This is a genomic window from Streptomyces sp. NPDC058464 (genome assembly GCF_042721035.1).
In the GTDB taxonomy this organism is placed as follows: domain Bacteria; phylum Actinomycetota; class Actinomycetes; order Streptomycetales; family Streptomycetaceae; genus Streptomyces.
Genome location: NZ_JBHXMA010000008.1, coordinates 147,656 through 168,808, shown reverse-complemented (window position 1 = coordinate 168,808; position 21,153 = coordinate 147,656). Strand labels below are relative to the sequence as shown.

The following is a 21,153-nucleotide window of genomic DNA, read 5'->3' as shown; positions in this document are numbered from 1 at the left end:
CGGCCCCACCCCATGGCGCTCATCGCAATCGCCGCCGACAAGGGTTCCCCCGGCGTCACCACCGCGGCCGTCGCGCTGGCCGCGGTCTGGCCGCGCCGGGTCCTGCTCGCCGAGGCCGACCCGGCCGGCGGCGACCTGGTCTACCGCAGTGCCGCCGCGCACGGCGGACCGCTGAACCCCAACACCGGCATGCTGTCCATAGCGGCCACGGCCCGGCGCGGGCTCGTGCCCGATCAACTCTGGGACCACGTCCAGCCGTTGAGCGGTGGGCTCGAGGTCCTCGTCGGGTTGGGCATCGCCGAGCAGGCCGCCGGGCTCGCCGGGCTCTGGCCCACCCTCGGGCACGCCTTCGCCGCCCTCGCCGACTCCCCGAACGCGCCCGCCGACGTCATCGCCGACTGCGGCCGGGTCAGCGGCGACACCCCGGCCGTCGAGCTGTTCCCGCACGCGGCGCTGGTGCTGCTGGTCTCCCGCACCGAGCCGGAGGCCCTCGCCCGGGTGCGGGACCGTGCCGCCGCCCTCGCGCAGAAGCTGCACGGCGGTGCGCGCGGTGCCGCCGCCCTCGCCACCCCGCTGATCGGCGTGGTCCTGGTCGCCGACCCGTCGAGCTCCGGCAAGCTGGTCAACCAGGTCAACGACATGCTCGTGCACGCCCAGACCGGCGCCCGGGTGGTCGGCACCATCGCCGACGACCCCGCCGGCGCCGACCAGTTGGCCGGCCGCAAGCGCGGGCGCCTCGACAAGTCCCTGCTCATCCGCTCGGCCCGCAAGGTCACCGCCGACCTCCACCAGCAGTACGGCGCCGCCTGGGCCGTACCGACACAGGCGCCCCACGCGGGGGCCGGCCGATGACCGCTGTCGACCACCAGTTGGTCAAGCGGTTCCGGCAGGACGCCGGCGACCGGATCGCCGAGCAGCGCCGCCAGGACCAGGCGTCCGGTGTCACGCCGATGTCCAGCGAGGACGAACGGCAGTACGCCCGCGCGGTCATAGCCCAGATCCTGGAGGAGTACGCCCGCGCGGACATCAACGCCGGGCGCACCCCGCTGGACGCGGAGACCGAGGAGCAGTACGCGGCCGCCGTGCACGCCGCGCTGTTCGGCGTGGGGCGGCTGCAGCCGCTGCTCGACGACCCGGACGTCGAGAACATCGACATCAACGGCTGCGACCAGGTCTTCGTCGGGTACAGCGACGGACGGGAGGCCATCGGGGATTCCGTCGCGGAGACGGACGAGGAGCTCATCGAGCTGATCCAGGTGCTCGGCGCCTACTCGGGTCTGTCCTCCCGCCCGTTCGACTCGGCCAACCCGCAGCTCGACCTGCGGCTGCCCGACGGCTCCCGGCTCTCCGCCGTCATGGACGTCACCCGGCGGCCCGCGCTCTCCATCCGTCGCGCCCGCATGGGCAAGGTGTTCATCTCCGACCTGGTCGGCAACGGCACCGTGACGCCCGAGGTCGCGCACTTCATGGCCTGCGCGGTCCGGGCCCGCAAGAACATCATGATCGCGGGGGCGACGAACGCGGGCAAGACGACGCTGCTGCGTGCCCTCGCCAACGAGATCCCTCCGCACGAGCGGCTCATCACCGTCGAGCGGGCGCTGGAGCTCGGGCTCGACACCTTCCAGGACCTGCACCCCAACGTGGTGGCGTTCGAGGAGCGGCTGCCCAACTCCGAGGGGCAGGGCGCCATTTCCATGGCCGAGCTGGTGCGCCGTTCGCTGCGTATGAACCCCTCCCGGGTCATCGTCGGCGAGGTCCTCGGCGACGAGATCGTCACCATGCTCAACGCGATGTCGCAGGGCAACGACGGGTCGCTGTCCACGATCCACGCGAACAGCTCCAGCGAGGTCTTCAACCGCATCTCGACGTACGCGCTCCAGGCCTCCGAGCGGCTGCCCATCGAGGCCAGCCAGATGCTGATCGCGGGCGCGGTGAACTTCGTCGTCTTCATCCAGCGGCGCAACAACTACCAGACCGGCGGCCGTCTCCAGCGCATGGTGACCTCGGTCCGCGAGGTCAACGGCGTCGACGGCCGGGTGCTGTCCAGCGAGGTGTTCGCGGAGGCACACGACGGCCGGGTCGTACCGCATGCGCCCATAGCCTGCCTGGAGGACCTGATGGCCTACGGCTACCAGCCGCACGGGGCCTGGGGGTGATCTGACATGAACCTGGATTCCCTGGGCTCCATGGGCGGACTCTTCTCCACCGAGGTCCTCTACGCGCTCGGCTGCGGTGTCGCCGCCGGCGGCGGGCTCGCGCTGCTGATCCTGGCGATCCGCGGGCTGCCCGCCAAGCCCGACCACGAGAAGCAGAAGGCCAACGAACGGGCCGCCGAGCTCATCCGGTTCGCCGGGCAGCGCGGTTCGCTCGCCGCCATCATCGGGCTCGCCGTGCTGCTGATGACCCGCTGGGCGGTGGCCGGCATCGCCGCCGGTGTCCTGGTCTTCTTCTGGGACAAGCTGTTCGGCGGCGCCGCCGAGGAGCGGGCCGCGATGAAGCGCGTGGAGGCCCTCGCCTCCTGGACCGAGTCGCTGCGCGACACGATCGCCGGCGCGGTCGGCCTGGAGCAGGCCATCCCGGCCTCGGCCCGGGCCGCCGCGCCCATCCTGCGGCCGCACCTCGACGCCCTCGTGGACCGCCTGCGCGCCCGCACCCCGCTGCCGGACGCGCTCCAGCACCTCGCCGACGAGATCAATGACGCCTCGGCCGACATCATCGTCGCGGCCCTCATCCTCAACGCCCGCCTCCGCGGCCCCGGTCTGCGCCAGGTACTGGGTGCCCTGGCCAAGTCGGCCCGCGAGGAGGTCGACATGCGCCAGCGCGTGATGGCCCAACGGGCGTCCACGCGGCGGTCGGTGCAGATCGTCGTCGCCGTGTCGGTGGCGTTCGTGCTCGGACTCGCCGTCTTCAACCGCGAGTTCGTCGCGCCGTACGGCACCGCCGTCGGCCAGCTCGTCCTCGCCCTGGTCTGCGGGCTGTTCGCGCTCGGCTTCTGGTGGCTGCGCAAGCTGTCCACCATCGAGACCCCGGAACGGTTCCTGGTCCGCGACCAGTCCTCCGTGCAGTTCGTCCGGCCGCCCCGCACCGCTCCCGGTCAGCCCGGCCATCCCGGTCAGCCGGGGCAGCCCGGTCAGCAGCCGTTGCCCACCGAGGACGGAGTACGCCGGTGAACCTCACGATGCCGATCGTCGTCGGCGTGATCCTGGGTCTCGGCGTCTACGCCCTGATCCGTGCCCTGATGCCGTCCCGGCGCAGCGCGGTCGCCCAGGTCGCCCGGATCGACGCGATGCGGGCGCGCGGCGCGGCCTACGAGTCGGCGCGGCCGGCGAAGGACACCGGCCGGTTCGGCTCCCTGCGCGCCGAAGTCGGCGCCCGCGTCGCCGAGTTCTACCGGGAGCAGGGCTGGGAACAGCGCTCGCTCCGCGCCGACCTCGCCGTCCTGGACCGCAGCTGGGAGAAGTTCCTGGCGACGAAGGTGCTGCTCGCGGCGGCCGGCCTGATCTTCGGTCCGTTCCTGTTCGCCGTCGTCTACACGATGGGCTTCGGGCACAGCCCGGTCATCCCGGTCTGGCTCTCCCTGGCCTGCGCGGGCCTGTTCTTCTTCCTGCCCGACCTGGAGGTACGACGGGACGCGGCCGAGAAGCGCCGGGACCTCCGGCGGGTCATCGGGGCGTACCTCGACCTGGTGTCGATGAGCCTCGCCGGCGGCCGCGGCCTGCCCGAGGCCCTGATGGCGGCCGCCGAGGTCTCCGACGGCTGGGCCAACCAGCGCATCCGCAACGCCCTCGCCGACGCCCGGATCACCGGCGTCAGCCAGTGGCAGGCGCTGGGCGCGCTCGGTGAGGAACTCGGCGTGGAGGAGCTCAAGGACCTCTCCGCCTCCCTCGCCCTGGTCGCGGACGACGGCGCCAAGGTCCGCGAGTCCCTCGCCTCCCGCGCCGAGACCATGCGCCACCGCGAACTCGCCGAGATCGAGGGCAGCGCGGGCGAGAAGTCCCAGTCGATGCTCGTCGCCCAGCTGCTGCTGTGCGCCGGCTTCCTGGTTTTCCTGATCTTCCCGGCGGCGATGCGGGTGTTCCAGGTGTGAGCTGATGCGACCTGACGTGAGCTGAATCGTGAACCTTCGCCAACTGCTGTTTCGAGAGGACAAGTCATCATGAACACACGGAACTTCAGCACCGGGATCCTGGCGGTGGACTTCCTGGTCACCTTCCTCCAGGGCCGGGTGCAGCGCGCCCGCTCCGGCGAGCTCGACCGCGGTGCCTCCGCCGTCGAGTGGGTCATCATCTCCGCGGTCGTCGTGGCGATCGTCGGCGTGGTGGCCGCCATCATCAACGCCGCGCTGAGCGACGGCGCCAAGAAGGTCGGCGACTGCATCAAGGGCGCCAACGCGAGCGGAACCTGCTGAGCGGCGGGTCGAGCGCGACCACGACGGGGATGACGGGGTGACGGGGTGACGGGGATGACGGGGACGTCTGCGGGCGGGTCCGCGGGCGAGGCCGGGGCCGGGTCCGCGGGTGCGAGCGGAGGCCCGCGCGGCTGGGTGCGCCGCCGGGCGGCGGCCGCGCGCGGCGACTCGGGCATGACCGCGATCGAGTTCGTGTTCCTCACCCCCGTCCTGTTCTTCATGATCTTCGCGACGGTGCAGTTCGCGCTGTACTTCTTCGCCGACCACGTGGCCCAGGCGGCGGCCCAGGCCGGCGCCCGCAAGGCCCGTGCCACCGCCGACGCGCAGCCCGGCGCCTGGCGCGGCGAGGCCCAGGACGTGGTCGACTCCTACATCAGCCAACTCGGGCCGCAGCTGGTCCTGTCGCCCGACGTGAAGATGCTCCAGCCGGAGCAGACCACGGTCGGCGTCGAGATCACGGCCCGCGTCCCGACGGTGTTCCCGGGCCTGGACCTGACGGTGCACGCGCAGTCGTCGGGACCCGTGGAGCGGTTCGTGGAGGACAGGAACTAGATGTTCTCCCTGCGGAACAGAGCGCCGGACGACGACCGGGGGTTGTCCACCGTCGAGGTCGTCATCCTCGCCCCGGTCATGATCATGTTCATCCTCGTCCTGGTCGCCTTCGGCCAACTCGTCGACGGACGCGGGGCGATCGACGGCGCCGCGCGGGACGCGGCCCGTGCCGGGTCCATCCAGAAGGACCACGCCACAGCCATGTCGGAGGCGCAGAAAGCCGCCGAGGCGGACCTGTCCGACGTCTGCTCGGGGCCGGTCTCCGTCGTACAGACCAGCGCGGGTTTCGAGTCCGGCACGATCTTCACGGTCGAGGTGAGCTGCCAGGTGCGGGGGCTGGCCATGCTCGGCCTGGACATCCCGACCACCCTCTCCTCGACGTTCTCCTCGCCCCTCGACCCGCTCCGGAGGGCGGCATGATCCTCGCGGTGCTGCGCAGTTGGTGGACCGCGCGCCGGCTCCGTCTCGACGACCGGGGCTCGGGCGCCGGCGCGGTCATCATCTTCGCCCTGGTCTTCCTCACCCTGTCCGCCTTCGTCATCGACGGCGGCCTGTCCATCTCCAAGCGCGAACGGGCCGCCGACATCGCGGAACAGGCGGCCCGCTACGCGGCTCAGGACATCGACCTGGACAAGCTGTACGAGAACCAGGGCGACGCGCCGATCAACTTCCAGGACTGCGACGCCCGGGTGAAGACCTTCGCCCGCGAGATGGACATGTCCACCGCCGACATCGCGGCCACGCACTGCGTCACCGCCGACGCCCAGCAGGTCCAGGTCGAGGTCCAGCTGACGTACGAACCCGTCTTCACCGGCATGTTCTACGGCGGCGCGATCGTGGTGCACGGCGAGGCGACGGCGGAGAACGAGGTGGGCTAGGCGCTCCGCTGGAAGGGCCGCGACGCGCCGTCGTTTGTCCGCGGCGCCGTCGTGGCTGGTCGCGCAGTTCCCCGCGCCCCTTCAGGGCGCTTGCTCAGGCCTCGGAGTCAGAGGCGGCGCGGCTGCCGTGTCCGTGGGTATGGCCGTTGCCGTTGCCGCCGCCGTTGCCGTGCCCGGGCGGGCAGTCGTCGTCGGGCGGGGTGGTCGGGTCCGGGTCGGCCGGTGCCGGGGTGGGGTCCGTGGCGGGCGGCGGGTCCGCGGGAGCCGGGTCCGCCGGGGGTGTGGGATCGGCGGGCGGTGTCGGCTCGGTCGGCGGTGCCGGGGGAGTGGGGTCCGCGACCGGGGGCACGGCCGGCGGCGTCGGCTCCGCCGGTGCGGGCGGAGCGCTGCTCCCGGACCCGTCCCCGGCGCCTCCCGGGGTCTGCCCACCGGGATCCGCCGTCGTGCCCCCGCTGTCCGACGGCGGCTGCGTCGTGGGCTCGGGCTCGGAAACGGCCGCGCCCGCACCCTCGTCGGCGGCGGCCTGCTGCCGTACCGGCTCCCCGCCGCCCTGACCGGGTGTCACCGCCGGCTGCGTGGCGGGGGTGTCGGCGGGGACCGCCGGCTGTTCGGCCACCGGCATCTGCGTCACCGGCGCGTCGGCGACCGGTGCCCGCTGGGCGGGGACGGAGGCGGACTGGCCGGGTCCGAGTATCAGCACCAGCGCCGTCGCCCCGGCCGCCACCGCACCCGCCGCGACCGCCAACGGCGCCTTCGTGCCGCCGACACCGGTGGCCTGCCGTACGCCGTGCAGCAGCCCGCTCGCGCCGCCGCCCGCGTGACCGCCCGCCGTGGCCCCGGCCGCGGTCAGGGTCAGCAGGAACTTGCCGGCCGTGCCGCCCACCGCGAACACCAGCAGGGCCGGGCCGACGAGGGCGGGGAGCCGGTCGTTGGCGGTCATCAGCGCGGCGAGCCGGGTCCGGCAGTCCGCGCAGGTGTCCACATGGCCGAGCAGGCGGTCGGACTGACGTTCCGTCGCGGCGCCCCGCACGTACGCGGGCATCCGGCTCCAGTGGACCTGGCAGGCGGGGTCGTCCGGGGCTCCGGTCTGGGTGCGCAGGAAGGCCTGCCGCATCCCCTCCCGGGCGCGGTGCAGCAGTACGGCGGTGGCGCCCTCCTTGGTGCCCAGCTGCGGCCCGATCTGCGCCAGCGGCTGGCCCTCCGCCTCGGCCAGCCAGAGCGCCTTGACCCAGCGTTCGGGCAACTGGGCCAGGACGCGCACGAGCAGGTCGACGGAGGACACCTGCTCGGCCGGGTCGTCGCCGTGGCGGCCGGGCTCGGCCTGCTCGTCGTCGTGCGGGTCGCGGGGCGTCTCGCGCGCGGCGCCGTTCGCGGCGTACGCGAGATGCCGGACGGTCGTCGTCAGGTACGCCGACACGTTGTCGATCCCGTGCCCCTCGGCCAGCCGCCGCCAGACCCTGAAGTGCGCCTCGGCGACGAGGTCTTCGGCGAGCCAGGCGTTCCGGGTGAGGGAGCGGGCGTACGCGACGAGACGCGGGTGTTGTTCCTCGTAGATCCGGGTGTACGCGGTGGCGCTGTTCACTGCAGAGGAACCGTCGTGCATGGCGGAACGCTCCAGTTGCCGGCTGTGGGGCGGGAGAAGGTTTGTCAGAGTAGATGACGAAACTTTCAAGCAAAGTTTCAAGCACATCGGAAAGTGACACATGTCACTCAAGTCGCTTGCGTTTCCGGCGTAATGAACCCGTCGCCAGGCCCTCTCACTTGTACGACGGCCCACCACCGCACCCCGGAGACGACCTGTGCCCATCACGCTCGAGCAGCCCACCGGCGCCCGCCTGCTCACCGCCGACGAACAGGAGGTGTCGGTCCCCGCGACCCTCCGCTGCACCTCGGCCGACCCGCAGGCCGTGCACTTCGTCTTCCCGCCGTGGATCTCCCTGGACGGCGAGGAGGTCACCTGGACCTTCGCGCGGGCCCTGCTGGAGGAGGGCCTGGCGGGCCCGGCCGCGCTCGGCAACGTGCAGGTGCGCCCGTACGGCCCCGCGCGCACCGTGGTGGAGTTGCGCGCGGAGGAGGGGGTGGCGGCGATCAGCTTCCCCACCTCGGCCCTCACCCGCTTCCTGCTGTCGTCGCTCCGGGTGTGCGGCTGAGAGCGGAGCAGGCGGCGGGCGTACGACCGTCACCCGAGGGGCGGCGGGGGGATTGCGCGGGGCATGCGGGTTGTGCGGGGTGTGTGGAGGGGGCGTGTGCGGGCCGGGTGGTGACAACACCGGTCAATGGGGCACCGGTTGGCGAAAGGGGATGATTCAGGCTCTCGTTCGCCGTTCTTCCCCTTCGACGCTGTCGGTCCCAGTCAATAGGATCGTCAGGGGGACCTCGACAGGCTCGGTGCGCCCCCGGCCCACTCCTTCCACACACGACCCCGGGACACCCGCCATGGCGCGACGCAGCACATCAAGCTCGACGGGAAGGCCGACGGGGACCCCTCCGTCGGGTCCGCGGAACCGGACCCCGCAGCCGGTGCGGTTGCGTCGGCGTACGTTCGGGGACGTCGTCAAGGCGTTCCTCGCCTTCGTGGTGCTGCTCGTCCTCGTCGTCGGCGTCCCCGGCGCCCTCGCGGTGACGGTCGGCTGGCCGCTGCCGCGCAGCGCGCCCAGCATGGACTGGCTGTCGCAGCCGATCGGCGTCGACGTCTTCCTCAACACCCTGACGGTCATCGTGTGGCTGGCCTGGGCCCAGTTCACGGCCTGCGTGCTGGTGGAGGTCAAGGCCGCCCTCTCCGGCGTCGGCCTGCCCGGCCGGGTCCCCGGCGCCGGCCCCAGCCAGCTGCTCGCCCGGCAGCTCGTCGCCGCGCTGCTGCTCGTCGGCGCCGCCGCGGCCAGCTTCACCCCGGGCCTCTCGCAGCTCGGCCACAGCCTGGAGGGCAACCAGAAGGGCACGGTGGCCACCGCCCAGGCGACCCCCGGCATCCTCGCCCAGCAGCAGGAGCAGGCGAAGAGCACCGCCGCCGCCCTCGCCGAGCAGGCCGGTCATGTCTCCGCCCAGGCCGAGCAGGGCTCCACCGCCACGCACGGTGCGACGAAGTACTACCGGATCCAGCCGCCCGAGGGCCGCCACCACGACTCCCTGTGGGAGATAGCGCAGCGCCACCTCGGCGACGGCCGCCGGTACAAGGAGATCTACGAGCTCAACAAGGACCGCGTCCAGCCCGACGGCTCGCGGCTCTCCGAGGCCAGCCTCATCCGCCCCGGCTGGATCATGGAGATGCCCGGCGACGCACACGGCGGCGAACTCGTCGAGAACCCCGACGCGCACGTCTCGCCGGAGGTTCGGCAGCAGATCGGCGACTACGCGCAGACCGGCGACCACGCCCAGCAGCAGCACCAGCACGAGCAGCAGGCGCAGGGCGGCGGACAGCACGCGGGCGAGGACGGCGCCACCGCCCAGATCACCGTGCCGAGCCAGCGCCGGACCGGCGACAACACCGGCACCCCCGCCGCACACGCCCAGGAGAGCTCCGGCCACTCCTCCTTCGGCCTCCCGGAGACCCTGCTCGGCGCCCCCCTCCTCGCCGCCGGCCTGCTCGCCGCCCTCGGCCGCCGGCGCCGCCAGGCCCTGTGGCAGTCGGCGCTCGGTGCCGTCGGCGGCAGCCGCGGCATGGAGCCGCCGATCCCGACCGGGGACGCCCAGGACGTGCAGGACGCGCTGCTGGTCGGCGCCGACCCGGAGGGCGTACGACTGCTCGACCGGTCGCTGCGCGGACTCGCCGCCGCCCTCACCGCCGAGTCCCGCTCCCTGCCCGTCGTCTACGCGGCCTGGCTCAGCCACGGTGATCTGCACCTGCAGCTCGCCCAGCCGGCCGGCAAGCCCCCGGCGCCCTGGCAGCTCGGCCAGGACCAGACGTTCTGGACGCTGACCCGCGCGGACGCCGAGCGCTACGAGGACACCGACGCGGCCGCCCCGTACCCGGGCCTGGTCAGCCTCGGCACCATGGACGACTCGCGGCTGCTGCTCAACCTGGAGGCCGTGCCCGGCATCGTCTCGCTGAGCGGCCGCGAGGCCGACCGGGCCGCCCTGTTCGCCTCCGTCGCCGCCGAACTCGCCACCAACGGCTGGTCGGACCGCATGACCATCACCCTCGTCGGCTTCGGCGCGGACCTCACCCCGCTCGCCCCCAACCGGCTGCGCCATCTCGACGACGTGGAGGCGCTGTTCGAGACGATGGAGGCCGAGACCCGGCAGCGGCGCGGCGCGCTGGGCGCCGCCGACCACCACTCGGTCCTCACCGGCCGGACCGGGCCCGCCCAGCACACCCGCTGGGCCCCGAACCTCGTGCTGCTGGCCACCCAGCCGTCCGCCGAGGACGCGCTGCGCCTGGCCGAACTCGCCGCCGACGCGGGCCGGCTGGGCATCGGCTACCTGGTCGGCACCGAGAGCGACGACCTGCCCGGCGCCGCCTGGGCGATGGAGATCACCCCGGACGGCAGGCTCCTCGCCCCGCTCCTCGGCCTCGAACTCCAGGCCCAGCTGCTGCCCGCAGTCCAGCAGCGCGCGGTCGTCGAACTCTTCGTGGAGGCCGACCCCGAGCGCGACCCGGACGGGCCCACCACCACCCCGCCGTTCCTCGTCGACATCAGCGAACAGGGCCGTCCCGCGGTGTACGCGCGGCTCGTCGGGCCGTACGAGATCATGGGCCTGGACACCCCCGACGGCGAGCGCAGCCCCCTCCTCCACGAGGCCCTCGCCCTCCTCCTCCTGCACCGCGAGGGCGTGCACCCGCGCGTGCTGTCGTCCGCGCTGTGGCCGCGGGGCGTGACGGAGGACGTCCGCGACGCCCTCCTGGAGCGGCTGCGCGGCTGGCTCGGCACCGACCCCGACGGCAGCCCCCGGCTGCGCTCCGACGCGGCCGGCCGCCTCACGCTCGCCAAGTCGGTCGTCTCCGACCTGGACGTCCTGCGCTCCCTCTACTACGAGGCCACCCAGGGCAAGGGCGTCGACAGCCGGGCGGTCCGCGGCCGCCTCCTCACCGACGCGCTCGTCCTGGTGCGCGGCCCGCTGCTCGCCGACCGCGCGGAGGGCCGCTACCGCTGGCTCACCCACGAGATCGTCGACGCCCAGCTGCCGCTCCTCGTCGCAGACATCGGCCTCGCGCTGTCCGCGTTCCACCTGGAGAAGGACCGCGCGGAGAAGGCGATCGAGGCGCTCGGCGCGGCGCTGCGGACCGCCCCGGCGGACGAGCGCCTCTGGAACGAGCTGCTGCGCGCCACGCACGCCACCGGCGACCCGGACCGGCTGCGCGCCCTCGCCGTCGACCTCGTCACCCGCAGCGGTGCGCGCGGCCTGCCCCCGCGTACCGAGGCCCTTCTCGACGAACTCCTTCCGACCTGGCGCGACGGCGCCGCCGCGACGGGATGACGACCGCCCTGGACCTCGCCGTCCCGGCCGCCGCAGCCCTCTGGGGCGCAGCGGCCGGTTCCCTGCTGCCCCGCGCCGCGTACCGCTTCTCGGCCCCGGCGGGGGAGGACTGGCGTAAGACGTGCCCGGCGGGTCACCCCGTAAAGGGCTGGCTGGGCCGCGTGCCCTGCGGCGCCTGCGTGACGACCGCTGCCGAACCCACGGCCCACGGATCCGCGGCCGCCGACGGCGAGAACGCCCCGCAGGGGCCACCCGCACCCGACGACGAAACTGTCACGGGTGGTGCGGGTGAGAACCCAAGAACAGCAACCACCCACGCACCCGCACCCGGCCCTCACGCCCTCGCCCTCGCCACGGCCCTGGTCTGCGCAGCCCTCGCCCTGGCCACCGGCACTCGCCCCGAACTCGCCGTCTGGCTCCTCCTGGCCCCCGTCGGCGTCCTTCTCGCCGTGGTCGACTTCCGCGTCCAGCGCCTCCCCGACCCCCTCACCCTCCCCTTCGCCGCCGCGGCCCTCGCCCTCCTCGGCGTGACCGCCCTGCTCCCCGAGCACGCCGGCGACTGGCTGACCTCCCTCTACGCGGCCCTCGCCCTGGGCGCCGCCTACTTCGTCCTCTTCCTCATCAACCCCGGCGGCATGGGCTTCGGCGACGTCAAGCTCGCGCTCGGCACGGGCGCCGCCCTCGGCTGGTACGGCTGGCCCACCGTGCTGCTCGGCACCTTCGCCGGCTTCCTGTTCGGCGCCCTGTACGGCGGCGCGCTCGTCGTCGTACGGCGGGCGGGGCGCAAGACGGCGATCGCGTTCGGGCCGTTCCTGATCGCCGGCGCGTTCGCGGGACTGCTGGTGGGGGCGCACACGGCGTAGAACTCCGGTCGCCCGCAAGGGAGTTCGACCGCTCGCCCGGTGTGGTGATTGTGCCGTTCCGGTGGACGTGGCGATGCTGGGGCAGGCCCGCGCCCATCATGAACCGCGGGTGAGCCGCGATCGGCGCGAGCGGGGGAGAGCCGCAGTGGGCGCAAGGAAGATCGAGCAGGTCGTGTCCCGGTACCACCCCGTCTTCGACGTGCCGAACCTGAAACTGGGGTACGGCCGGGACGGGAACCGCTACCTGGTCACCGGCGGCACGCCCGACGGCCGGCTGCTGCGGCTGGGCTCGGACGGCACCCGGCGTTTCGTCCGGGTCGGTGCCGCCGCGCTCGCCGTCACGGCCAACGCGGCCGGGGTGATCGCCATCGCCGAGCACCACTTCCAGCACCGGATCGTCTTCTACGACGCGGACTTCGCCGAGCTCGGCCACTACGACGACTTCGCCGCCGACGACACCCTCGGCTACACCTCGCCGTCCGGCATCGAGGCGGCCGAGTCCGGCGCCTTCTACGCCCTCGACCAGCACCGGCGGCGCGTGCTCAGGCTGAACCCCGACGCCACCCTGAGCCAGGAGATCCCCCTCACCGGACTGCCGGACGACGCCGTCTCGAACAGGACAGCCGTCGGCCTGCGCGTGGCGGAGAACGCCGACCGCATCTACACCGCGTGGTCCAAGGCGGGGAACGGCGCCTCCGGCATCCTCTGCGCCACCGACCTCCGGGGGCGACTCCTCTGGTACGACGAGGTCAAGGTCTCGGGCGGGCTCTTCGGCGGCTTCGACGCGAAGGCGAACGGCGACCTCCATGTGATCGTCAAGGGCCAGGGCAGGCAGGAGCTGCGGATCTACCCGCCCGGGAGCAAGGGGCAGAAGCAGTACACGGCGGGCACCATCGCGCTGCCCGCCGACGGCTACGAGGTACAGCATCTGCGGGTCCGCGACGAGAAGTACCACGTCAAGCGGAACGACCCCCTCGACCTGGTCGAGGTGTACGACGTCGCGAGCGGCACCGCGCTCGACCGGGACCGGGTGCCCGCCGACGTCGAGCGGCTGAGCGCGCAGTACGACGCCGACGTGTGGACCGCCGGCACGCCCGTGCCCCTGACCGTCACCCACACCCCGGGCAGGTGGGCCGGCCGGCCGCGCTTCCGGGTCTGGCTGCGCCCGCTCGGCCTGCCGGAGTTCACCGAACTCCCGTTGTCCGGCGGCACGGTGACCCCGCCCGCCGACGCCCGCGGGCTGTACCAGGTGCGCGTGTCGCCGGACGTCGCCGGACGCCTGTCCGAGTACGTCCTGGACGGCGTCGTCGAGATCCGACCGCAGGGCGCGGAGCGCGGCTCGCTGTCCCTGATGAGCTGCCGTGTCGACAAGGACAAGAACGGCGCCGACAAGCCGCCGGTCAATCTCAACCGCCTCCACTACGGCCGCGGCGAGGCCGTCACCGTCGCGATCGCGGCGCGGGCGGCCTCGGGGGTGCCGCTGCCGACCGCCGTACGGGTCGCGCTGACGCGAGCGGGGTCCGAGGTCCGGGCGTGGGACGGCGTCACCCTGGACGCCGGGGGTGCCGGCCGGCTGGTCATCGGGCCCAAGACCACCGCGGCCCTGGAGCCCGGACGGTACGTCGTCGACGCCGATGCGCCGGCCGGCTTCACGGTCGCCGCGCAGTACCTGGAGATCGGGCCGGGACTGGCGAGCAGGCCGGACTTCCATCTCACCCTGTACTCCGACATCTACGCCCCCAACCACGCCTGCTTTCCCGTCGACCCCCGCGAGGCCGTGAAGGATCCGGTCACCGCCAGGCTGCCGCGCCTCGCGGACCTGCCGGACCTGGTCCAGGCCCACCTGGCCAGGGTGCGGGCGCTCGGTCTCAATCTCGCCGTCGACCGGCTCGGCGTGACCTGGGGGCACACCTTCTCCGCCGACTACCCCGCCGACGGCGAGATCGTCGGCAGGCTGCAGAGGTCACCGGCCGCGGTGCACTGGCAGAAGGCCGTCTTCGAGGACGTGGGCCGCCGGACCATCGCGGGATACGGCGCGTACGGCATCGAGGAACAGGCGGTCCTCCTCTTCAACGACGCCTTCCTGCCGTTGAACTGGCCGAAGAACTTCGAGAGCCGCGACCTGCCCACACTGGTGAACGACCTCACCACGACCACCGACCGGCTCGCCGCGTACGCCGCCTTCCGCGGCTGGACCTGGGCCGCCAACTGGTGGAACGGCCCGGTGGGCGTGGCCGCCGCGGAGAGCGAGACGGAACGTACGGGGTACGACGACCGGCTGCAGGCCATCGCCGCCGGCGACCCGGCCTGGGCGCCCGTGCTCGACACCGTGACCGACCGCTCGGTCACGCTGAAGCCGACGGCGGCGGAGGAGTTCCGCAAGGCGCTCGACAGCGCGTCCGCCGGCCGGACCACCGCCCTGACCACCGCTCTGACCCCGCCCTACCGGCAGCCCCAGACCGTGCCCCCGCTGCTGTTCGCCCAGGCCGACGAGGTCGACCTGCACTACCAGGGCGAGCAGATCCAGGTGATGCTGGCCACCGCCCACATGGTCGACTTCTACCGGCGGCCGGGCAAACCGGCCTGGGGCCACCCGGAGTTGTCCAACGACGACGGCACCGGCGGGATGATCCTGCCGACGCTGTTCCAGCAGGTGCTGCGCGGCCCGAACGGCACCGGCCTGGTCCCCGACGAGGGCGTCCGCCAGGTCGAACCGGTCACCGCCTACGCGGAACGCACCGTCGGCAGCGGCTGGAAACGCGGCGAGCCGCGCTCCGGAGGGGCGGGCAAGACCTCGGTCCAGCGCGCCGCGTTCGACCTGATCGCCCGCCTCGCCCCGACCGTCGCGGGCGCCCGCAGCGCCGACCGGATCGCGATCGTCGTCTCCACCCGGATGCTGCGCCTGGAGACCAACGAGGGCGGCTGGTTCGCCAGCCTCTACTTCGCCCGCCTCTACGACGCCTACAACGCCTGCCTCCACGCCCACCGCCCCGCGTCCTTCGTCTTCACCGAGGACATCGCCGGTGACATCGCCGAGGACAACACCGAGGACAACACCGAGGACGCCACCGCCGACGTGCTGCGCGGCTACCAGGCCGTCCTGCTCGTGGGCCAGGAGGTCGACCTGGACCCACCACTGGACGAGGCACTCCGGGCCGTGCAGGCGAACGTGTACGCCGACGACACCTGCCACCCCAAGTACCGCACCGCCTTCCGTCCGCTCGGCTTCGGGTTCGACCAGGTCGACCTCAAACGGGAACCGGCCTGGCAGGGCGACGACACCTCCTACTACCGCCTGCGCCGCGCCTTCCTCGCGCAGGGCGCCGCCGTCGCCGGGGCGCTGGCCGCCGTCCCGCCGGTCGCCGAGTGCGACAACCCCGAGGTGCTGCTCAGCGAGCGGACGGCCGGGGACATCACGTACATCTGGGCCGTCAACAACACCAGGCCCGACTGGGAGCCGGAGACCGCCTGGCGGGTGGGGCTGCTCTGCGCCCAACGGCTGCCCGTGCAGGCGCGGTTGAAGGTACGGCTGCCCCTGCTGCACCACGTCGTCGACGTGCTCACCGGCACACCGGTCTCGCTGCTCGACGGCGTCTTCACGGCGGACCTGCGGACCGTACCGGCCCGGCTCTACGCGATCGTCCCGCTGCTGCACGACCCGCTGCCGACCGCCTCCGAGGACGGATTCGGCCCGCACGTCCGGGACATCGCGGTCTCCGCGGACGGCCGCACCGCCGCCCTCAACACCTTCGACTGGGACCACAACCTCTACGGCCTCGACCTCGCCACCGGCCGCACCCGCTGGCGGCAGCGGGTCGGCCACCACTTCGCCTACGCCCCCACCGCCCGCCCCGACGGCTTCGCCGCCCAGGGCTTCGACCTCGACTCCGCCGAGGGCTACCACCTCTACCAACTGGACTCCGCAGGACGGGCACAGCGCCGGTACGCCCTGTTCGGCCTCCCCAAGAAGGCCACCGACTGGTCGAAGAGCGAGTGGGGTTACGACTACGGGCTGAACAACTTCGCGATGGCGCCCGACGGTTCGTGGACCGCCTCCTGCGGAGACCTGGGCCTCGCGGTGTGGGACGAGGAGGGGCGCGAGAAGTGGACGCACCCCTGGTGGACGGAGAACCGCCGCACCCCGCTGCGCCTCCTCGCCCTCGACGACGACACCCTGATCACCTTCGCCGCCGACACGGTCACCGGTCTCTCGGCGGCGGACGGCCACACCCTGTGGACCTTCGCCACCACCGCGAGCGGGAGCCTCGGCGGTGCCTTCGGCGCCGCGGCCGTCAGCGGTGACCGGCGGACGGCCGTGATCGCGTCCGAGGCCGACGGCGGCCGGGTGTTCGTGATCCGGGACGGCGCCCTCGCCCACACCCTCCCCACCGCGGCGAGCGAGCTGTCCCTAGCCGCCGACGGCTCCTTCCTCGCGGTCACCACCGGCAACCAGCTCCGTGCCTTCGACACCGGGGGCGGGCTGCTGTGGACGTACACCGGGGACGACTTCCTGCGCCGCCCGCGCGTCTCGCCCGACGGCACCCGGATCGCCGTGGGCAGCGAACTCGGCACCCTGTCCGTGCTCGACCGCGACGGGGCCCTGCTGACCGCGACCGACCTGCGCGCCCTCCCGGTGCCGGCCTGGCTGCCGGGCGGCGATCTGCTGGCGGCCACCTGGATGGGCACGGTCATCCGCTACGGCGCCGACCTGGAGGAGCGCTGGCGGACCCGGCTGATCCCCGAGGAGACGGACATCCGGTCGAAGCTGCGGGCCCCGGACCCGGTGCCGGTGGTGCGGGCGCACTGGGGCAACGCGCGGTCCGAGGCCTACCCGCTGACGCCCAACCTCCTGCCGCAGACGCACGCCTATCTCGGCATGAGGACGGTCGATCCGGATCGTGGCATGACCCAGGACCCGGACGAGGTCTTCGGCCTCCTCACCGACGGCAGCGCCGATCCGCCCGCCGGACCGTGGCTGAACCGGACGCTCCTGAACAGCATGGGAGCCACCGGCTCGGACCACCGCTTCCTCTTCACGGTGGACACCTTCCGCTACCAGCTGGAGCTGACCGGCATCACGATCGCCGAGGACCCCGCGCACCCCGAGTCCTGGCTGCGGGACGTCCTGCTCCAGTGGTGGGACGCCCGGGCCGGCGCCTGGCGGGACGGTCCGATGCTCCTCTCCGACCAGGCCCTGCACAGCCACGCCGTCGAGCCGCCGCTGCACTCCGGACGCTTCCGGTTCGTCACGACCGGCGGCTCCACCTGGCCGGCCGGCAATCTCCGGCTCGGCGAACTGGTCCTCCACGGCAAGGTCCTCGGCCCCTCCCACCGGGACGTGGTGGAGAACAGGGCTCTCGCCGTCCTCTTCGACGACCGCGTGGACGACATGGCGGACCTCCTGCTCGACGGCCCGCACATCGTCGACATCCAGGAGGGCGGCGCGTACGCAGGCCACCGGTGCCTGCGGGTGCCCGTGGCGCTGCCGGACGCCCAGTACCCCATCCGGCACGGCCTCTTCTTCCTGGACACGATGCACGACTGGAACTTCGAGATCGTGGCGCACCCGAGCACGCCGGCCCAGTACCGGTACCTCCAGTTCGCCTGGAAGGCGCTCGGCCCCGAGACCACCGGGATCGGCCTGCGGCTGGGGCCCGGCGGCAGCCCGGAGGCGGACGGCGACGACCAGTACTTCGGGGTGAACGCCGGGATCTCGAAGTGGACGTCCCCCGACACCGTGCTGACCCAGCTGACGGTCCCGGCCGACGAGTTCCCGGCCGACGGCTGGCGGACCGTCCGCGTGGACCTGTGGGCGGCGAGCACCGGCAGGCTGAAGAAGATCACTCAGCTCGGCGTGCGCACGGACGGCGGTGGTGCCCTCTTCGACCAGATCGTGCTCGGCCGTACCGAGGCCGACCTGCCGGAGCGGCTGGCGTAGGCTGGCGGGGTCCGTCCACGACCCCTGCCGAAGGGAAAGCCCTGGTGACCGAGAAGGCCGACCTCCAGTCTGTCCTCGACCGTGCCGCGGCGGGCGGACGCATCACGCCCGAGGAGGCGCTCGACCTCTACCGCGACGCCCCGCTGCACGCGCTGGGCGCCGCCGCCGACGCCGTACGCCGCCGCCGGTACGCCGGTACCGAGCACATCGCGACGTACATCATCGAGCGCAACATCAACTACACGAACGTGTGCGTCACGGCGTGCAAGTTCTGCGCCTTCTACGCGGCTCCCAAGGACACCGCCAAGGGCTGGACCCGCGACCTCGACGACATCCTGCGCCGCTGCGCGGAGACGGTCGAACTCGGCGGCACGCAGATCATGTTCCAGGGCGGCCACCACCCCGACTTCGGCGTCGAGTACTACGAGAAGCACTTCAAGGCGATCAAGGACGCGTTCCCGCAGCTGGTGATCCACTCCCTGGGCGCCTCCGAGGTCGAGCACATGGCCCGGATCTCCGGCGTCTCCGTCGAGGAGGCCATCACCCGCATCCACGAGGCCGGCCTGGACTCCTTCGCGGGCGCCGGCGCGGAGCTCCTCCCCGCGCGCCCCCGCAAGGCCATCGCGCCCCTCAAGGAGTCCGGCGAGCGCTGGCTGGAGATCATGGAGACGGCCCACAACCTGGGCGTCGAGTCCACTTCCACCATGCTCATGGGCACGGGCGAGACCAACGCCGAGCGCATCGAGCACCTGCGCATGATCCGGGACGTCCAGGACCGTACGGGCGGCTTCCGCGCCTTCATCCCGTACACCTACCAGCCCGAGAACAACCACCTGAAGGGCCGCACCCAGGCCACGCTCTTCGAGTACCTGCGGATGATCGCCATCGCCCGCCTCTTCATGGACAACGTCGCCCACATCCAGGGCTCCTGGCTGACCACCGGCAAGGAGGTCGGCCAGCTCTCCCTCCACTACGGCGCGGACGACCTCGGCTCGATCATGCTGGAGGAGAACGTGGTCTCCTCCGCCGGCGCCAAGCACCGCTCCAACCGCCTGGAGATCATCGACCTGATCCGCAAGGCGGGCCGCGTCCCGGCGCAGCGCGCCACGACGTACGAGCACCTCGTCGTCCACGACGACCCGGCGAACGACCCGGTCGACGAGCGGGTGATGTCCCACATCTCCTCCACCGCGATCGAGGGCGGCACCGCCCACCCCGAGCTGAAGCTCCTCGCCTCCAACTGAGGCACGGGTGGAGACGATTCACACGGCGGACCGGGTCTTCGTGACCTGGGACGCCGAGCCGGTCGAGAACGGCGCGGTGGCCGTCGTACAGGACCGGATCGCCGCCGTGGGCCCGTACGAGGACCTGCGCGGGCGCTTCCCACGAGCACGGGTCCGCAGCTGGCCGGGCGGCGCCCTGGGCCCCGCCCGCGTCCACGAGGGCCCCCTCCCGGCCGCCCCCAGCCCACGGGAGCGCGTGCACGCGGTACTGAAGCGGGGCGCGACCGCGGTCCTGGACCGGTACGTCGACTCCCCCGAACTGCGAGCGGCGGCGGACCGCAACGACGTGGCGGTGCTTCCGGACGCGCCCCGCAACCCCGCGATCGCGGAGTCCGCCCGAGCCGACCTGGCGGTGTTCGACGAGGCGGGGGAGTGCATCGCCACGGTGTGCGCGGGCCGCCTTGTCCACAGGCGTAAGTAGGAGCGCCCCGACAGGGGCGCGGGGCTGTATCAACATGCGGCTCCGCCGCGTGGGCGCGACCAGCCCCCACCCACCCGCAGACGACACTCAACCGGCGAACGCCTCCCCAAACGCCCCCGAACTCTGAGTCACCCCGCTGCAGTCGGTCGCCGCGTCGTCCTGCGAAGCAGTCCCGTCCTCACACTGCACATCCCGGAACGTCGACCACATCGACACCCACGCGACCCCCTCCTCCTCCGCGAACGCCCGCACATCCTTCGCGTCGGACAGCGAGAGCGTCTCCCCGTCGACGTCGTTCACCCCGATCATCGAGGTCAGCGCCATCCCGCCCCACGCCCCCGCGTCCGACAGCCCGAACACCTTCTTCAGCTGCGTGTGCGTGGCCTTCGCCGAGGTGACCGCGTAGTCGCCCATGTCCCCGTCGTACGACTCGCCGTAGTTCATGGTCATGATGTTGACCGTCGAGACCTGCACGTCGTACTTGTTGGCCGACTCCAGCAGCGCGAGGCTGTCGGAGTCGAGCCCCGACGGCATCACGGGCAGCGTGAAGGAGACCTCCAGGTCCGGCCGTTCCTTCTGGAGCAGCGCGATCGCCTCCGACCGCAGCGCGACCGAGTCGGAGTCGGTCAGCGTGTCGCCCTCGATGTCGAAGTCGGCCTGCGTGGAGCCCGCGGCGTCCAGCGCGGCACCGTAGGCGGCGGCGAGTTTCGACGCGCTGGAGCACGTCGTCGCCAGCTCCTTCCCGGAGGCCCCGCCGAAGGACACCCGGACCGTCGCGCCGTCCTCCTTCAGCTTGGAGATGCGGGACTTCACGGCCGAGTCGCCGATCGCCTCCGTCCCGTTCCACGCCGGCGTGCAGCTGCTGCCGCTGGCGATCACGAACGCGAGGTTGTACGTGGCGGGCGACCCGGCGTCGTCCGTGTCGGCGGCCTCCGTCGCGCTGACGTAGGGCGCGTACGACGTGCTGGACCCGTCCGAGTCGTCGGCCTCACTCGCGGAGGCGGACGCCTTCTTCGACGGTGCGGGCGCCGCGTCCGACGTGCCGTCGGAGCCCGAGGAGCACCCCGCCACTGCCATGGCAAACAGGCAGGTAAGCCCAGCAGCCGGCCTGAGGAAACTCCGCATTAAGATGCACCCGCTCTCGTGATTTGTGTCTCAGGCTCGAAACAAAGCCTGATTCCAAAGGAAAACGTCTCACACGGTCATGGTGTTCAACGGTCCGGTCAATACATAGAAACCTCATGGAACGAAGGGCGTGAAGAGGGCAAAAGGTGCGGCGCGAAAGGGATGTTCAGGTGGTTTCCCATCCTCGACCACCACCGCAGGTGTTCACAGAATCTCTCAGTGAAAAGACAGGTTAAGGGGTTTCTCATGGGCACTTCACAAGAACCCCGA

16 protein-coding genes are annotated in these 21,153 nt (G+C 72.5%); 14 read left to right on the top strand and 2 right to left on the bottom strand.

The annotated features are described in order from the left end of the window. Window positions 1–12: 12 nt before the first annotated feature. The 8 genes from ACFWPQ_RS13755 (at window position 13) to ACFWPQ_RS13720 (ending at window position 5,838) form a co-directional block, all read left to right on the top strand. Window positions 13–852, top strand: coding sequence for a hypothetical protein (locus ACFWPQ_RS13755; protein WP_384032923.1), 840 nt, complete (start codon window positions 13–15; stop codon window positions 850–852). After that, a complete protein-coding gene (locus ACFWPQ_RS13750; protein ID WP_384032921.1) occupies window positions 849–2,156 on the top strand; it encodes a CpaF family protein in 1,308 nt (435 codons plus the stop codon). Before ACFWPQ_RS13755 ends, ACFWPQ_RS13750 begins: the two co-directional genes overlap by 4 nt. A 6-nt stretch (window positions 2,157–2,162) precedes the next feature. Then, window positions 2,163–3,170: a type II secretion system F family protein gene (locus tag ACFWPQ_RS13745; RefSeq protein ID WP_384032919.1), complete on the top strand. Its 1,008-nt coding sequence runs from the start codon at window positions 2,163–2,165 to the stop codon at window positions 3,168–3,170. Continuing rightward, on the top strand, window positions 3,167–4,087 hold the full coding sequence (locus ACFWPQ_RS13740) for a type II secretion system F family protein (protein WP_384032918.1): 921 nt from the start codon (window positions 3,167–3,169) through the stop codon (window positions 4,085–4,087). Before ACFWPQ_RS13745 ends, ACFWPQ_RS13740 begins: the two co-directional genes overlap by 4 nt. Window positions 4,088–4,156: 69 nt before the next feature. Next, on the top strand, window positions 4,157–4,408 hold the full coding sequence (locus tag ACFWPQ_RS13735; protein WP_384032916.1) for a hypothetical protein: 252 nt from the start codon (window positions 4,157–4,159) through the stop codon (window positions 4,406–4,408). Between the two features lie 174 nt (window positions 4,409–4,582). Further along, on the top strand, window positions 4,583–4,960 hold the full coding sequence (locus ACFWPQ_RS13730; RefSeq protein ID WP_384033218.1) for a TadE family protein: 378 nt from the start codon (window positions 4,583–4,585) through the stop codon (window positions 4,958–4,960). Then, window positions 4,961–5,380 (top strand): TadE/TadG family type IV pilus assembly protein, encoded by a 420-nt coding sequence (locus ACFWPQ_RS13725; protein ID WP_384032914.1) that lies wholly within the window; start codon window positions 4,961–4,963, stop codon window positions 5,378–5,380. After that, window positions 5,377–5,838 (top strand): TadE/TadG family type IV pilus assembly protein, encoded by a 462-nt coding sequence (locus tag ACFWPQ_RS13720; RefSeq protein ID WP_384032912.1) that lies wholly within the window; start codon window positions 5,377–5,379, stop codon window positions 5,836–5,838. The genes ACFWPQ_RS13725 and ACFWPQ_RS13720 overlap by 4 nt, the downstream gene beginning before the upstream one ends. A 94-nt stretch (window positions 5,839–5,932) precedes the next feature. Here ACFWPQ_RS13720 and ACFWPQ_RS13715 read toward each other — a convergent pair whose 3' ends face one another. After that, complete coding sequence (locus ACFWPQ_RS13715) at window positions 5,933–7,441, bottom strand: sigma-70 family RNA polymerase sigma factor (protein WP_384032910.1); 1,509 nt, start codon at window positions 7,439–7,441, stop codon at window positions 5,933–5,935. Between the two features lie 196 nt (window positions 7,442–7,637). Here ACFWPQ_RS13715 and ACFWPQ_RS13710 point away from each other — a divergent pair, with 196 nt between their 5' ends. The 6 genes from ACFWPQ_RS13710 (at window position 7,638) to ACFWPQ_RS13685 (ending at window position 19,758) form a co-directional block, all read left to right on the top strand. After that, window positions 7,638–7,988 carry an SsgA family sporulation/cell division regulator gene (locus tag ACFWPQ_RS13710; protein ID WP_384032909.1) on the top strand — a complete coding sequence of 117 codons (351 nt, stop codon included), beginning with the start codon at window positions 7,638–7,640 and terminating at the stop codon, window positions 7,986–7,988. Between the two features lie 286 nt (window positions 7,989–8,274). Further along, on the top strand, window positions 8,275–11,253 hold the full coding sequence (locus ACFWPQ_RS13705) for a BTAD domain-containing putative transcriptional regulator (protein ID WP_384032907.1): 2,979 nt from the start codon (window positions 8,275–8,277) through the stop codon (window positions 11,251–11,253). Then, window positions 11,250–12,116, top strand: coding sequence for a prepilin peptidase (locus ACFWPQ_RS13700; RefSeq protein WP_384032905.1), 867 nt, complete (start codon window positions 11,250–11,252; stop codon window positions 12,114–12,116). The genes ACFWPQ_RS13705 and ACFWPQ_RS13700 overlap by 4 nt, the downstream gene beginning before the upstream one ends. Before the next feature lie 145 nt (window positions 12,117–12,261). Next, window positions 12,262–18,054 carry a WD40 repeat domain-containing protein gene (locus ACFWPQ_RS13695; RefSeq protein WP_384032903.1) on the top strand — a complete coding sequence of 1,931 codons (5,793 nt, stop codon included), beginning with the start codon at window positions 12,262–12,264 and terminating at the stop codon, window positions 18,052–18,054. Window positions 18,055–18,098: 44 nt separating this feature from the next. Continuing rightward, complete coding sequence (gene mqnC, locus ACFWPQ_RS13690) at window positions 18,099–19,298, top strand: cyclic dehypoxanthinyl futalosine synthase (protein WP_384032901.1); 1,200 nt, start codon at window positions 18,099–18,101, stop codon at window positions 19,296–19,298. 7 nt (window positions 19,299–19,305) lie between these two features. After that, window positions 19,306–19,758, top strand: a complete 453-nt coding sequence (locus tag ACFWPQ_RS13685) for a hypothetical protein (RefSeq protein ID WP_384032899.1) — start codon at window positions 19,306–19,308, stop codon at window positions 19,756–19,758. A gap of 87 nt (window positions 19,759–19,845) precedes the next feature. Here the strand turns inward: ACFWPQ_RS13685 and ACFWPQ_RS13680 are convergent, their stop codons facing one another. Then, the gene (locus ACFWPQ_RS13680) at window positions 19,846–20,883 is read right to left on the bottom strand and encodes a chitinase (RefSeq protein ID WP_384032897.1); all 1,038 of its coding nucleotides are present in this window, start codon (window positions 20,881–20,883) and stop codon (window positions 19,846–19,848) included. Window positions 20,884–21,153: the final 270 nt, after the last annotated feature.